The sequence below is a fragment of the Kitasatospora sp. NPDC101176 genome, from assembly GCF_044768035.1.
Lineage (GTDB): Bacteria > Actinomycetota > Actinomycetes > Streptomycetales > Streptomycetaceae > Kitasatospora.
Genome location: NZ_JBIWPA010000002.1, coordinates 128,698 through 142,970, shown reverse-complemented (window position 1 = coordinate 142,970; position 14,273 = coordinate 128,698). Strand labels below are relative to the sequence as shown.

The window sequence follows — 14,273 nt, the reverse complement described above, 5'->3', positions numbered from 1 at the left end:
CGCGCGGGGCCTCAGCCCCGGACGGCCTTCAGGACGGCCGCCGCCACCGCCTCCTGCCCCTTGGCGTTCGGGTGGATCGCCGCCAGGCCGGGGGCCGGGAACGGCGGCTCGACCCAGCGGGCGGCCTCGCCGGCGCACATGTCGTGCCCGGCCGACGGGGCGGCCGCGTCCACGAACACCGCGCCGGCGCCCTCCGCCCGCTTCCTGAGCATCGCGTTCAGCTGCTGCTCCTTCTCCGACAGGAAGCCGAGGTCGCCGGGGGCCACCGCCTTGCCCAGCACCCGCTCGCAGCCCGCCGGGTCGGCCGGGAGCAGCGTCGGGTAGCCGACCACGTACACCCGGGCCCGCGGGGAGCGGCGCCTGATGTCCTGCAGGATCCCGCCGAGCCGCTCGCCGGCCGCGTCCACCCTGCGCTGCACGTCGTCGGTGCCGCCGGAGGCGTAGTGCGCGCGGCAGGGCGAGGCCGCGCGCGAGGCGCCGACCAGACCCTTCACCGCGTCCACCAGGTTCTCCTTGGCGCACTCCTGGACGACCTCCATGAAGCCCGCGTCGTTGCCGCCGATGCCGACGGTGACCAGCCGGGTGTCCCCGGTCAGCGCGTCGAGCTGGGGCGGGTTGGTGCCGCGGCCGGTCTCCTGGGCGCCGGTGAGGTCGCCGGTGCGGGCGCCGCTGCAGCTGACGTCCTGGAACTGCGCGGCCGCCAGGCCGAGCCCCTTCGCCACCAGCGACGGGTAGTTGACCCCGGAGCGCGAGCAGCCCGCGGGTTCGCCCACCTGCGGGGCGATCTTCAGGCCGGCGGTGTAGGAGTCGCCGAGGGCCACGTACGGTCCGGTCGGCGGCGGCGTGGACTTCGCGGCCGGAGCGGGCACCGCGCCCGCGAAGCCCCCTCCGCCCGCGTCCGCTCCCCCGGCGCCGGTGCACCCGGCGAGCAGGAGCGCGGCGAGCCCGGCCGTCAGGGCGACGGTCGGGCGCGCGGGCGCGGGCATGGTCCGGTACGTGGTCCTCGGCATGGCATCCCCCCGGGGATAGGCGTCACAGCGGCTCCTCGCGGCGCGTCCCCCGACGCCGCAATCCCCAACGAACGGAGTCGGCGGATGACTCCCGGCCCGGACGGCCTCTCACCGCGGCGTCCTCCGGCCGGCGCCCCCGACGGCCGGGCGGGCCGGATCCGCCGGGCTGACGGGATCCGCCGGGCTGACCGGGTCGGCCGGGCAGGGCTTACTCGGCGCCGCGCTCGTGCTCGGCCAGGAACTGCTCGAAGCGCCGGCCCAGCTCGTCCGCCGAGGGCAGGTCGGCCGGCTCGGCCAGCAGGCTCTCCCGGTCCTCCCCGCCCGCCACCGCGTCGTACTGGCCCTCCATGCCGCGGATCGCCGAGCGCAGCTCGCCGTCGCCCTGCGCCAGCTGCTCCTCGATGTCCGCGTACACCTCGCCGACCCGCGCGCGCAGCCGGGTGCCCGGCAGCACCAGGCCGGTGGCGGACTGCACCGCCTCCAGGATCAGCACAGCCGCGGCCGGGTACTCCGAGCGGGCCACGTAGTGCGGCACGTGCACGGCGAAGCCCAGCACGTCGTGCCCGGCCTCGGCCAGGCGGTACTCCAGCAACGCCTGGGCGCTGCCCGGGACCTGGGCCTGCTCGAACCACTGCGGGTAGCCGGCCGCGAGGTCGAGCCGGTTGCCGTGCGGGGTCAGACCGACCGGGCGGGTGTGCGGCACGCCCATCGGGATGCCGTGGAAGTCGACCGACAGCCGGACCTCGAAGCGCTCCGCCAGCTCGCGGACGGCCCGCGCGAAGCGCTCCCACTCGACGTCCGGCTCGGGGCCGGTGAGCAGCAGGAACGGCGCGCCCGCGGCGTCGCGGACCAGCTGCAGCAGGATCTCCGGCGGGTCGTAGGACGTCCACTGGTCGCGGTCGAACACCATGGCGGGGCGGCGCGCCCGGTAGTCGACCAGGCGGTCGTGGTCGAAACGGGCCACGACCTGCGGCGATCCCGTCTCCAGGAGGTGGGCCACCACCTGGCCGCCGGCCTCGCCGGCGTCCATGAAGCCCTCGAAGTGGTGGAGCAGCACGAGGCCCGCGCCGGTGTCGCTCAGCTCCGCGTTGGCCGCGGCCACCGCGGCCACGCCCTGCTCGTCCAGCTCGTACAGCGCCTGGAAGTCACGCACCGCGCACCCAACCCCGTTCCCTACTCGTCACGGCCTACCGGATTCCTCGTCCTGTCCAGCGTGCCGGGCGCCGCCGGAATTCCCGACCGCGCCCGACGGCGTGCCCGGGGGCCGCGGCCGACGCCTCCGGACCATGATCGCACCCGGCGGCAAAGTCCCTGGTCACAGGGGTTCGGCGGCTCGCCCGGGGGCGCGTTCGACCGGGCCGCGCCGCCATTCGCGTGCCGCGAAGTGACGCACCGCCTTCTGGCGGGTATCGTCCTCTCGCTGCCTCGCATCGTCGCGTCGTCGTCACGTCGTCCCGTAACGCCGTCGGTCACGTCCCGGTCCGGTGCTCGGCCAGCCACCCACGACGCATCTTGCCTTCACCTGGCCGCCTGCTTCCCTTCGCGCTCTCGTTTCCTTCTCGGCCATTTCGCGGACGCACACTGTCCCTTCGCTCATCCCGCCGGACCGGTCCGAGGACCCGTGTCCGTTCCGGCACCGCGCCGCCCGTTCCGGGCCGCCGCCCCCGCCCCGCCCGACCGGACCTCCGGCGTGCGCCGGTCCCGGCGGACGGCCCCAGGACCGGGGCGAACAGTCCCCGCACCCCGTGCCGCACCCCGGCCCGGGAGGCACCCTCCGACCGATGAAGGACCGAAGGTTCCGTGCCCGTACCTGTCATCCTCACCGGCCGCACCGTGCGGCTGGAGCCCCTCGCCGCGCACCACGCCGAGGCCATCGCCGAGGCCGGCGCCGAGGACCGTACGACCTACGCCTTCACCGCCGTCCCGCACGGCCTGGAAGCGGCCCGCGAGTACATCGCCCGTGCCCTGGCCGACCAGGCCGCGGGGCGGTCGCTGCCGTTCGCCACGGTGAACGTCGCCGACGGCCGGGTGGTCGGCTCCACCCGATTCCTGGAACTCGACTACTGGCAGGGCCCGGTGGTCTGGCCGCCGGTGCCCGGCGTGCCGTTCGGTGACCCGGCCACGGCCGTCCCGGACGCCGCCGAGATCGGCAACACCTGGCTCTCGCCGCGGGCCCAGGGCACCGGCATCAACACCGAGGCCAAGCTGCTGATGCTCCGCCACGCCTTCGAGACCTGGGGCGTCCAGCGGATCTCGCTGCGCGCCGACGCCCGCAACCTGCGCTCGCGGTCCGCCATCGAGCGGCTCGGCGCCACCTCCGAGGGGGTCCGCCGGGCCCACTCGCGCGGGCTCGACGGCGTGGTGCGCTCGACCGCGTTCTACTCGATCCTCGACTCCGAGTGGCCGGCCGTCCGGGACATCATCGAGCTGCGGATCGCCGCCGCCACCTCGCCCAGCGCCCCGGATCCGGCGATCAACCAGGAGTGCCTTAGACACGGCGGCAGCGGCGCCGGGCAGCTGATGATCACGGCCTGAAGGCCTCCCGCTCACCGGTGGCGGCGGTCCGCAGGATCCACGCCAGCAGCGCCGGGGCGTGCCGCTCCCCCGGCAGGGCCAGCCACCGGTTGTGACCGGCCTCCACGACCGCGGAGACCGGGCGCCGGCCGCCGCGGACCAGGGTGACCGCGACCTCCCAGATCGGGTGACCGCTCCGGGAGTCGCAGATCCGCACGGCTCCGCCGGCGGTGTGGACGGCCCACCGGTGGTCCAGGGCGGCCGGGTCGCCGCCGGTGCGGATGCGCTGCCACTGCTCCTCCGTCCACAGCACGTCCGGGACGGCCTGCGGGCGCGGGACCAGCATGGCGGCGCGCCCGCGGCCCCCGGTGACGGAGCCGGGCCGCGGGAACGCCCAGGCCGGCAGCGGCTCCCGGGCCGCCAGCCAGGCCGCCGGGATGCCCCGGGTGCCGGTGTGGGCGGCGACCACTCCCCCGGTGATCGCGGCCACGGTGTCCATGTCGCCGCCGGGCGCGACCGCCTCCCGGACGGCGGCCCGGTAGTCGGTCAGCCGCCGGGCCGCGCACCACAACGCGTAGGGGACGGTGTCGGCCGCGGACGTCCGGCTGCCGTTGCCGAGCACCCGGGCGGCCGCGAGCGGGTCCGGCTCGGCGAGCAGGGCGGCCGCCTCGGCCAGGCCGTCGTGGACGGCACCGCTCGGGGTGTGGTGGCGGACCTTCGCCAGGAAGCCGTTCGGCGTCATGGTCCCGGCCCGGGCCCGGACCGCCACCGCGGCGGCGACCGCGACCGCGACCGCGCCGTCCACCGCCTGCGGGTGGGTGTGGGTGGTCACCGCCGTCCGGGCGGCCAGCCGGACCACCTCGTCCAGGTCGTCGGCGAGCGCCGCCCCCAGCGGGGCGACCCGCATCGCGGCGCCGTTGCCGTAGGAGCCCCGGCCGTCGAAGAGTGCGGCGGCGAGCGCCCGGGCGTCGCCGCCCTCCCGGACCAGCCGGAGCATCCGGTTGGCGGCCGGGCCGTAGCCGCGGTCGAAGTCGTGGCGCAGGGCGAAGGCGAGCGTGAGGTCGGCCGGGTCGACGGTGCCGCGCTCGGTGACGGCCGCGTACACCGAGCAGGCCATCTCGGTGTCGTCGGTCCACGGCCAGGGGCCGGGCGGGTCGGTGCGGTCGGCGAGGTGGGCGGCCGCGGTGGCGGGGACGAAGAACTGCGCTCCGAGGGCGTCGCCCACGGAGAGCCCGTTGAGCGCGTCGAGCGCGGGGTTGTCGGGTGGAGTCGTCATAGGTGGTCCAGCTCAGCGTCCGGACCGACGGCCCGTCAACATCATTCCCGCGGAAGCCTCCGACGGGCGATGTTTCGCATACATCCGAACGGGACGGGCAGCACCGGGTCATGACCCGCGCGAACCCCCTCGACCCCGTCGTGCTGCTCGGCGCCGACCAGCAGCACATCGCCACGCGGGCGCAGCTGCGCCGGCTCGGCGTGCCCTCCGGCACCATCGCCCACCGGCTGCGCCCCGGCGGGCCCTGGCAGCAGGTGCTGCCCCGGGTGATCTGCCTGCAGAGCGGCCGGTTGACCGACCATCAGCGGCTGCGCGCCGCCCTGGCATACGCGAGCCCCAAGGGGCGTGAGCCCCGGGCCGGGGAGGTGCTGCTGACCGGCCACGCGGTGCTCGCCGACGCGGGGCTGCCGAGCGCCGGGCACCCGGCCGACCTCGATCGCGTCGACGTCCTGATCCCGGGTCAACGCCGGGTGTCGGAGCGGGAGTTCGTCCGGATCCACCGGTCGGCCGGGCCGCTGCCGGGCGGTTACGAGCGGGACGACGGGCTGTGGAGCGCCACCGTGGCCCGGGCGCTGGCCGACCTCGCGCCGCGCGAGAGCGGGCAGCAGCGCTTCCGGGCGCTGTGCGCCGAGGCCGTCCAGCGGCGGCACTGCGAACTCGGCGAGCTGCTGGACCACCTGCTGGCCAGACCGGGCGCGCTCGGACTGCCGCAGGTGGCCCGGGTGGTGGAGGACCTCACGGCCGGGGTGCGGTCGGTGGTCGAGGGCGAGGCCCGGGAGGTGCTGGCGCACACCGGTCTGCCCGAACCGCTGTGGAACGCGGTGCTCTTCCTGGACGGCCGCTTCCTCGCCGTCCCGGACGCCTACTGGCCGCACGCCTGCGTGGCCCTGGAGATCGACTCCCGCGCCTGGCACCTGCGGCCCGCCGACCACGAGCGCGGCCTGGCCCGCGCCAACCGGCTGACGGCCGTCGGCCTCCCGGTGGTCCGCACCACTCCGACCCAGCTCCGCCGGGACCCGACCCCGCTCCTGCACGAGCTGACCGCGCTCCTCACCACCGGCCCGCACGGCCCGCACCGCCGGATCAGCTGGCGCCGCGCCAGGTGACGCGGCGGCGGGCGGGGCGGGCGTACGCGGGGCCGGGGGTGGTGCGGGGCCGAGGGGTCGACCGCGCCGGTCAGCAGCGCGGGTCGATCTCCTGGAAGGTGGCGTAGTGGTCGGCCGACCAGTACTGCTCGCCGGCGTTGCCGGTGACGACCCGGCGGGTACCGCGGTCGTTGGAGCCGGGGGTGACCACGGTGTACTCGTGGTAGTAGCCGTCGCCCTTGCGCGGCAGCCGGCTCTCGCGGTTCTCGAAGACGATGCCGTCGCGGTTGTACGGGTACGGGCCGCCCTTGGCGATCAGGCCGAGGGTGTCCTGGGCCTGGCCGGGGAGCTTGGAGCGGCAGACGTCGGCGAGCGCCGGGTCGGCGGGCACCCAGGTGCCGGCGGCGGGGCCGCCTCCGCCGGGCGGCGGCGTGGGCTTCGGGGCGGAGGGCCTGGGAGCCGAGGAGCCCGTGGTGGCGGCGGTGGGGGTCGCGGCGGCCCTGGGGTGGCTGCCGCCGCCCCGGGCCGAGAGCAGGTACCCGACCGCGGCGGCGATCGCGAGGATCACCACGGCCACGAGCACGGGCAGACGGTTGCGGCTGGTCATGCGCCCCAGCTTGGCAGGCCCCGGCGGCGGGGGCGGGGTGTCACGCGCGTGGCCGCCGCCACACGCACGTGGGCCGGGGGGGGGCGGGCGCCCGGGTGCGTCCCCCCCCCGCCGGGTTTACTACGCCCGGTCTACAGCGCCGCGCTCCCGGGGCCCCCCACCCCGGGGGGGGGGGAGCGGGGGGGGGGGGGGGGGGGGGCGGGGGGGGGCCCCCCCCCCCCGCCGGGGGGGGGGGGGGGGCGGGCCCGCGGGGGGCCCCCCCCCCCCCGGCCGTGTTACGTACGCCGGTTCTCCTGCGCCGAGCTCCGGTGCACGCCCTCCCGGTGGGGAGGGAAGCGGTCAGTCCGGCTCGCGGCCGAGGAGGGGATGCCTACCCTCTCTCAGCGCGAGTCGCTGCCCGCCGTCTCGATGGCGGCGCGGCCGGCCTCCAGGCGCGCCACCGGGATCCGGAAGGGGGAGCAGGAGACGTAGTCCAGCCCCACCTCGTGGAAGAAGTGGACCGAGTCCGGGTCGCCGCCGTGCTCGCCGCAGACGCCGAGCTTGAGGTCGGGGCGGGTGGCCCGGCCGGCCTCGACGGCGTGCTTGACGAGCGAGCCGACGCCGTCGCGGTCGATGGTCTCGAACGGGGAGACCCCGAAGATGCCCTTCTCCAGGTAGGCGGTGAAGAACGAGGCCTCCACGTCGTCCCGGGAGAAGCCCCAGACCGTCTGGGTGAGGTCGTTGGTGCCGAAGGAGAAGAACTCGGCGGCCTCGGCGATCTGGCCCGCCGTCACGGCGGCGCGCGGCAGCTCGATCATGGTGCCGAGCTTGATGTCCAGCTGGACGCCGGTGGACTGGGCGACCTCGGCGAGCACGCGCTCGCACTCGTCGCGGACCAGCTCCAGCTCCTGGACGGTGCCGACCAGCGGGATCATCACCTCGGGGCGCGGGTCCCCGCCGGCCAGCTTGCGCTCGGCGGCGGCCTCGGCGATGGCGCGGACCTGCATGCCGAACAGGCCGGGGATGACCAGGCCGAGGCGCACGCCGCGCAGGCCGAGCATCGGGTTCTGCTCGTGCAGCTTGTGCACCGCCTGGAGCAGGCGCAGGTCGTTCTCGTTCGGGTCCTTGCGGGCCTCGGCGAGGGCGACGCGCACCGACAGCTCGGTGATGTTCGGCAGGAACTCGTGCAGCGGCGGGTCGAGCAGGCGGACGGTGACGGGCAGTCCGTCCATCGCCTGGAAGAGCTCCAGGAAGTCGCTCTTCTGCAGCGGCAGCAGGGTGGAGAGCGCGAGCTCGCGGTCCTTGTCGTTGTCCGCCAGGATCAGGTGCTCGACCTCCTTGCGGCGCTCCTCGCCGAGGAACATGTGCTCGGTGCGGCACAGGCCGATGCCCTGGGCGCCGTAGCGGCGGGCGCGCCCGCCGTCCTCGGCGTTGTCGGCGTTGGCGCGCACCGCGAGGCGACGGCGGCCGTCGGCGTGCGACATCAGCCGGTGCACGGCCTGGACCAGCCCGCCCTGGACGTCGGCGCCGGCGTGCAGGGTGCCCTCGAAGTACTCGACGACGGGGGACGGCAGGACGGGTACCTCACCGAGGTAGACCTTGCCGGAGGCTCCGTCGATGGAGACGACGTCGCCCTCCTCGACGACCAGGCCGTCGGCGGTGGTGAACCGGCGGGACTTGGTGTCGACCTCCAGCTCCTCGGCGCCGCAGACGCAGGTCTTGCCCATGCCGCGGGCGACCACGGCGGCGTGCGAGGTCTTGCCGCCGCGCGAGGTGAGGATGCCCTCGGCGGCGATCATGCCGTCCAGGTCGTCCGGGTTGGTCTCGCGGCGGACCAGGATGACCTTCTCGCCGGAGCGGGACCACTTGACGGCGGTGTAGGAGTCGAAGACGACCTTGCCGATCGCGGCGCCGGGCGAGGCGGCCAGGCCCCAGCCGATCTGCTTGGACTCGGCGTTCGGGGCGAAGCGCGGGAACATCAGCTGCGAGAGCTGGCCGCCGGTGACCCGCATCAGGGCCTCGTCCAGGTCGATCAGGCCCTGGTCGACCAGCTGGACGGCGATCCGGAAGGCGGCCGCGGCGGTGCGCTTGCCGACGCGGGTCTGCAGCATCCAGAGCTTGCCGCGCTCGATGGTGAACTCGATGTCGCAGAGGTCGCGGTAGTGGTTCTCGAGCTTCTGCATGATCGCCATCAGCTCGTCGTACGACTTCTTGTCGAGCTTCTCCAGCTCGGACAGCTGCAGCGTGTTGCGGATGCCGGCGACGACGTCCTCGCCCTGGGCGTTGGACAGGTAGTCGCCGTAGACGCCCTGGGCGCCCGTGGAGGGGTCACGGGTGAAGGCGACGCCGGTGCCGGAGTCCTCGCCGAGGTTGCCGAAGACCATGCTGCAGACGTTGACCGCGGTGCCGAGGTCGTTCGGGATGCGCTCCTGCCGGCGGTACAGGCGGGCGCGGTCGCCGTTCCAGGAGTGGAAGACGGCGTGGATGGCGAGGTCCATCTGCTCGCGCGGGTCCTGCGGGAAGGCCCGGCCGGTCTCGCGCTGGACGATGCCCTTGAACACCTCGACGAGTTCCCGGAGGTCGGAAGCGTCCAGGTCCAGGTCGTTGACGGTGCCCTTGGCGTGCTTGGCCGCGTCCAGGGCCTCCTCGAACAGCTCGCCGTCGACGCCCAGCACGGTCTTGCCGAACATCTGGACCAGGCGGCGGTAGGAGTCCCAGGCGAAGCGCTCGTTGCCGGACTGGGCGACGAGGCCGGTCACCGACGCGTCGGAGAGGCCGATGTTGAGGACGGTGTCCATCATGCCGGGCATGGAGAACTTCGCGCCGGAGCGCACCGAGACGAGGAGGGGGTCGTCGGCCTGGCCGAGCTTCTTGCCCATCTCCTGCTCGAGGGCGTCCAGGTGGGCGCCGATCTCCTCGTGGAGCGAGGTCGGCTCGCTGCCGGTCTCCAGGAAGACCTTGCAGGCCTCGGTGGTGATGGTGAACCCCGGGGGGACGGGGAGTCCCAGGTTGGTCATCTCGGCCAGGTTCGCGCCCTTGCCACCAAGAAGATCCTTGAGGTCCTTGTTTCCTTCGGTGAAGGAGTAAACAAACTTCTGCTGGGACGGCACGGGTCGGTCTCCTCGTACGCGGTTGCCCTGACGCCGGAGAACATACCCATTTCGAAGGCACTTCTCTGCCCCGAATAGGCCGTACGAGGCCGGTACCCAGCGGTAACCCGCTAGATCGAAAGCATATAAAGGCGTTCACCTCTGTTGGTGAAATCGTCCGGATGACGCTAGCCAGTGTTCAAGTCTTGAACACAAGGAAACGTGAAGATCACACGATTCGGACGGAGGGTAGCGGCGCCGGGTCCGTCGCGTTGCCCCGGCTTGATTTCCTGCACCCGGATCCCCGATCCCCGGCCGACCGGCTTCGGGAAGCGATTCACCGCCGACCTGTCCAATTCGTCCACTGACCCGCCATCAGTCGAGGCTGTATGTGGCAAGAGTCACCAGCGCATCTCGCCCTTCGAGCGTAGGCCACCTCCGCCGAACGTCGCACTCCGTCCACTCGCATGCTCGAAGCGTGACGATCGGGCGCCGAAAAGGAGCCCTCCTGTCCAGATTGGACAAGAGGGCTGGGACCGGGTGGCAGTGGACCCCCAGGGGCCAATTTCGCCACTAAGGACAGATCATCCGCCGGAGGTGTCCGATTCGGCGTCTTCGCCGGGTCGGGCGCAGTCGTACGGATCGTCCAACCACCCCTCCGGCAGGACCACCCGGTTGTTGCCGCTGGTGCGCCCGCGCGGGCCGTCCGCACCGGCCGGCCACCCCTGGGACTGCTCCACCTCGGACAGGGTTTCGGCCAGCTCGGCCAGGGAGGAGGAGCCGGCGAGCCGCACCCGGAGCTCGGAGCCGACCGAGAAGCCCTTGGTGTACCAGGCGACGTGCTTGCGGAAGTCGATCACGCCGCGCGCCTCGTCCCCGATCCACTCGCCGAGCAGCTGCGCGTGGCGCACCATCGCCCGGGCCACGTAGCCGAAGTCGGGGCGGGCGTAGTCGACGTCGCCCTCGAAGATCGCGACCAGGTCCTTGAACAGCCACGGCCGGCCCAGGCAGCCGCGCCCCACCACCACGCCGTCGCACCCGGTCTCGCGCATCATCCGCAGCGCGTCGTCCGCCGACCAGATGTCCCCGTTGCCGAGCACCGGGACGTGCGCGGGGACGGACTCGCGCAGCCGGGCGATCGCCGACCAGTCGGCCGTGCCGCCGTAGTGCTGGGCGGCGGTGCGCCCGTGCAGGGCGATCGCCGCCACCCCCTCCTCGGCGCCGATCCGGCCGGCGTCCAGGAAGGTGAGGTGATCGTCGTCGATGCCCTTGCGCATCTTCATCGTCACCGGCAGCTCCCCCGCGTTGGCCACCGCCTCGCGCAGGATCTCGCGCAGCAGATTGCGCTTGTACGGCAGCGCCGAGCCGCCGCCCTTGCGGGTCACCTTGGGCACCGGGCACCCGAAGTTGAGGTCGATGTGGTCGGCCAGGCCCTCGTCCGAGATCATCCGGGCGGCCTTGCCGACGGTCACCGGGTCCACGCCGTACAGCTGGATCGACCGCGGCTTCTCGCTCGGGTCGAACCTGATCAGCTGCATGGTCTTGGCGTTGCGCTCGACCAGCGCCCGGGTGGTGATCATCTCCGACACGTACAGGCCCTTGCCGCCGGACTGCTCACGGCAGAGCGTGCGGAACGGCGCGTTGGTGATGCCGGCCATCGGCGCCAGCACGACGGGCGGCCACACCCGGATCGGGCCGATGTCCAGCGGCGCGAACTCTGTGTCGGGCGCGGTGGGTGCGGACGTGGCTGTCATGCGCGGCTGACCTCGGGGCAGGGGACGGGGACTCTCCATTGTCCCCCACCCGGGTCACCGGCCCGGTGCGGGCCCGGTGCGGGCACCGCCCGGCGGCCGCGGCGGGCACCGCCCGGCGGCCGCGGCGGGCGCCGGCCGGCCCCGGGCCCCGGACGCCCGACCGCCCCGGGCTCAGGACGGGTCGATCGTGACCGACCCGGAGCCGACCGAGGCGTGGATCCGGTTCGGGCTGGCGGAGTCCGCCAGGTTCGGGTCGATGTGCCGGCTGCCGCTGCCCGCCTCACCGCTGAAGCCGTACCGGGTGCCCGTCGGCAGGGTCATCCGCAGCGAGCCGGAGGCCGTCCTGGCGTCCACCGACCGCGGCGCCTTCGCGAAGGCCAGCTCCAGCGCGCCCGAGGTGCTCTCCACCTCCACCCGCCCGGAGCTCAGGTCCACGCCCTGCACCATCCCGGAACCGGTGTGCGCGTACACCTCGCCCGAGATGTCGACCAGCCGCAGCTGACCCGAGCCGAGGTCCATCCGGACGCCGCCGCTCAGGCCCTCCACCTCGACGCTGCCCGAGCCCACCTCCCCCGAGACGTCGGTGCCGGCCGGCACCTCCAGATCGATCTGGGCACCGCACCCGAAGTCGGCGACCGGCAGGACCTGCCGGCAGTCCATGCCGACGGTGAGCACGTCGCCCTCGAAGGTGGCCGACACCACCGGCTTGCGCACCGTCCAGTCCAGGTTCTGCCGCACCACCACGTGGCCGTCCCGGCCCGCCCTGATCCGCACCGCGGCGCTGCCGGTGTCCAGCCTGAGCCGGTGGACCGCCACGTCGTACGACTGGACGGAGGTGGTCTGCTGCTGCACCGCCACCGCCCAGGTCTGCACCCCGGCGCCGATCAGGCCGAGCACGGTCGCGACCGTCCCGGTGACCCGCCAGGCCCTGCGGACCGCCACCCCCTTCTCCCCCGCCACCGCTACCCGACCTCCAGGAACCGCAGCACCGCCATCACCCGGCGGTGGCTGTCGTCGGCCGGCGGGAGGTCCAGCTTGGTGAAGATCGAGTTGATGTGCTTGGCCACCGCGCTGTCGCTGACCACCAGCGCGCCCGCGATCGCCGCGTTGGAACGGCCCTCCGCCATCAGGCCGAGGACGTCCCGCTCGCGCGGGGTCAGCTTCTCCAGCGGATCCCGGTGCCGCCGCACCAGCAGCTGGGCCACCACCTCCGGGTCCAGCGCGGTGCCGCCCGCGGCGACCCGCTGCAGCGCGTCCAGGAAGTCGTCCACGTTGGCGACCCGCTGCTTCAGCAGGTAGCCCACGCCGCTGGTGTTGGTGGCCAGCAGGTCGGCCGCGTAGCGCTCCTCCACGAACTGGGACAGCAGCAGCACGGCGACCTCGGGCCACTCCCGGCGGATCACCATGGCGGCCTTCACGCCCTCGTCGTGGAAGCCCGGCGGCATCCGGACGTCCGCCACCACCACGTCCGGGCGGTGCTCCTCGACCGCGGCCAGCAGCTCGGTGGCGTCCCCGACGGCGGCCACGACCTCGAAGTCCACCGCCTCCAGGACCTTGACCAGGCCGACCCTCAACAGGACCGAGTCCTCGGCGATCACAGCACGCACGGCAACTCCACGGTGATGGTGGTGGGACCCCCGAGGGGGCTGAGAACGGAGAGGGTGCCGTCGACCGCGGCGGTGCGCTTGCGCAGACCGGTCAGACCGGTCCCGCCGGCCGGATCCGCGCCGCCCACGCCGTCGTCGCTGACGACCAGGCGCAGCCGGCCGCCGGCCGTCCGCACCGAGAGGTCGACCCGCCGGGCGCGGGCGTGCTTGGCCACGTTGGTCAGGGCCTCGGAGACGGTGAAGTACGCCACCGCCTCCACCGTCGGCGAGACCGGCTCGGACAGGTCGACGTCCAGCCGCACCGGCAGCGGGGCCCGCGCGGCGATCCCGGACAGCGCGGCGTCCAGGCCGCGGTCCTCCAGGACGGCCGGGTGCAGGCCGCGGACCAGGTCGCGCAGCTCGTCGATGGCCGCTTGGGCCTCCTCGTGCGCGGCCACGATGACCTGCATGGCCTCGGGCGGCAGCACGTCCTTGAGGGTGCGCCGGGCCAGGCCCAGGTTCATCGCCAGGGAGGTCAGCCGCTGCTGGGCGCCGTCGTGCAGGTCCCGCTCGATCCGGCGGCGCTCGGCGTCCACCGCGTCCACCAGCCCGGCGCGGCTCTCGGTGACCTCCTCCACCCGGCGCTCAAGCCTCTCCGCCCGGTTCGGGCCGAGCAGCAGGCCCGCCGCACGCACCTCCAGCCAGGCCGCCAGGGCCGCCAGCCACGGCGCGGCCGCCAGCAGCAGCACCCCGCAGAGCGTGATCGCGACGTCCAGCCCGGCCAGCTCGGAGCGCAGCCCGCCACTGGGCAGCAACCAGATCCAGCCGTACGTGCAGGCCATCACCAGCCCGGCGCCCCAGGCGTACAGCACCGCCAGCGCGCCCACCGCCAGCAGCGGGCCGACCACCAGGTGGTAGGCGCTCTGGCGCCAGGTCAGGCCCAGCAGCCACCGGTGCCAACCGCCGGCCGGGCGCGGCGACGGCACCTCCACCCCGTGCAGGGCCCGCAGCCGGCCGCGCTGGAGGGCCGTCAGCGGACGGGTGCCGCCGAGGACCAGGACGAGCACCGGGAACAGCAGGACGGACTCGGTGACGGCCAGCCAGACGGGCAGGGCGATCGGGATACCGGCGGCTATCAGACGGGTGTCCCGCCAGGCCCCGGGCGACCACGGGGTGCGCCGGAGGCTCCTGACGAGCGCTCGGCGCAACGGTGTGGAGGACATGGCCGACAGCGTAGGGCCCGGTGATCATCGACCGCCATGAAGGGGGCGCCCCGGCGGGGGTGTACCTGGGTACACCCCCGATCCGGAGCGGGGCACCACCGACAACGGACCATGATCGACGGAATTCTTGGGCCCATGACGAGCAGCGCA

At 74.2% G+C, this 14,273-nt stretch carries 11 protein-coding genes; 2 read left to right on the top strand and 9 right to left on the bottom strand.

Annotated elements, in window-relative coordinates:
- Window positions 1–11: 11 nt before the first annotated feature.
- Both ACIRS1_RS03375 and ACIRS1_RS03370 read right to left on the bottom strand, forming a co-directional pair.
- A complete protein-coding gene (locus ACIRS1_RS03375) occupies window positions 12–1,010 on the bottom strand; it encodes an SGNH/GDSL hydrolase family protein (RefSeq protein WP_402836461.1) in 999 nt (332 codons plus the stop codon).
- Between the two features lie 208 nt (window positions 1,011–1,218).
- Window positions 1,219–2,163: a PAC2 family protein gene (locus tag ACIRS1_RS03370; protein ID WP_360210096.1), complete on the bottom strand. Its 945-nt coding sequence runs from the start codon at window positions 2,161–2,163 to the stop codon at window positions 1,219–1,221.
- Between the two features lie 647 nt (window positions 2,164–2,810).
- Between ACIRS1_RS03370 and ACIRS1_RS03365 the strand changes: the two genes are divergently transcribed.
- Window positions 2,811–3,545: a GNAT family protein gene (locus tag ACIRS1_RS03365; RefSeq protein WP_360210098.1), complete on the top strand. Its 735-nt coding sequence runs from the start codon at window positions 2,811–2,813 to the stop codon at window positions 3,543–3,545.
- On the opposite strand, the gene ACIRS1_RS03360 is transcribed toward ACIRS1_RS03365, so the two are convergent.
- Window positions 3,535–4,800 carry an ADP-ribosylglycohydrolase family protein gene (locus ACIRS1_RS03360; protein WP_402836459.1) on the bottom strand — a complete coding sequence of 422 codons (1,266 nt, stop codon included), beginning with the start codon at window positions 4,798–4,800 and terminating at the stop codon, window positions 3,535–3,537. The two genes, ACIRS1_RS03365 and ACIRS1_RS03360, sit on opposite strands and share 11 nt — an antisense overlap.
- Before the next feature lie 110 nt (window positions 4,801–4,910).
- Between ACIRS1_RS03360 and ACIRS1_RS03355 the strand changes: the two genes are divergently transcribed.
- On the top strand, window positions 4,911–5,906 hold the full coding sequence (locus tag ACIRS1_RS03355) for a hypothetical protein (protein WP_402836457.1): 996 nt from the start codon (window positions 4,911–4,913) through the stop codon (window positions 5,904–5,906).
- Between the two features lie 70 nt (window positions 5,907–5,976).
- Here ACIRS1_RS03355 and ACIRS1_RS03350 read toward each other — a convergent pair whose 3' ends face one another.
- The 6 genes from ACIRS1_RS03350 to ACIRS1_RS03325 all read right to left on the bottom strand — a co-directional run bounded on the left by ACIRS1_RS03350 (window position 5,977) and on the right by ACIRS1_RS03325 (window position 14,123).
- Window positions 5,977–6,492 (bottom strand): ribonuclease, encoded by a 516-nt coding sequence (locus ACIRS1_RS03350; protein ID WP_360210104.1) that lies wholly within the window; start codon window positions 6,490–6,492, stop codon window positions 5,977–5,979.
- A gap of 380 nt (window positions 6,493–6,872) precedes the next feature.
- Window positions 6,873–9,581, bottom strand: a complete 2,709-nt coding sequence (ppdK, locus tag ACIRS1_RS03345; RefSeq protein WP_360210106.1) for a pyruvate, phosphate dikinase — start codon at window positions 9,579–9,581, stop codon at window positions 6,873–6,875.
- A 563-nt stretch (window positions 9,582–10,144) separates the two neighbouring features.
- Window positions 10,145–11,314 carry a tRNA dihydrouridine synthase DusB gene (dusB, locus tag ACIRS1_RS03340; protein WP_402836455.1) on the bottom strand — a complete coding sequence of 390 codons (1,170 nt, stop codon included), beginning with the start codon at window positions 11,312–11,314 and terminating at the stop codon, window positions 10,145–10,147.
- A 171-nt stretch (window positions 11,315–11,485) separates the two neighbouring features.
- A complete protein-coding gene (locus tag ACIRS1_RS03335) occupies window positions 11,486–12,256 on the bottom strand; it encodes a DUF4097 family beta strand repeat-containing protein (RefSeq protein WP_387897695.1) in 771 nt (256 codons plus the stop codon).
- A gap of 20 nt (window positions 12,257–12,276) precedes the next feature.
- Window positions 12,277–12,921 carry a response regulator transcription factor gene (locus ACIRS1_RS03330; RefSeq protein WP_360210112.1) on the bottom strand — a complete coding sequence of 215 codons (645 nt, stop codon included), beginning with the start codon at window positions 12,919–12,921 and terminating at the stop codon, window positions 12,277–12,279.
- Window positions 12,909–14,123, bottom strand: a complete 1,215-nt coding sequence (locus ACIRS1_RS03325; RefSeq protein WP_402836452.1) for a histidine kinase — start codon at window positions 14,121–14,123, stop codon at window positions 12,909–12,911. The genes ACIRS1_RS03330 and ACIRS1_RS03325 overlap by 13 nt, the downstream gene beginning before the upstream one ends.
- Window positions 14,124–14,273 lie beyond the last annotated feature (150 nt).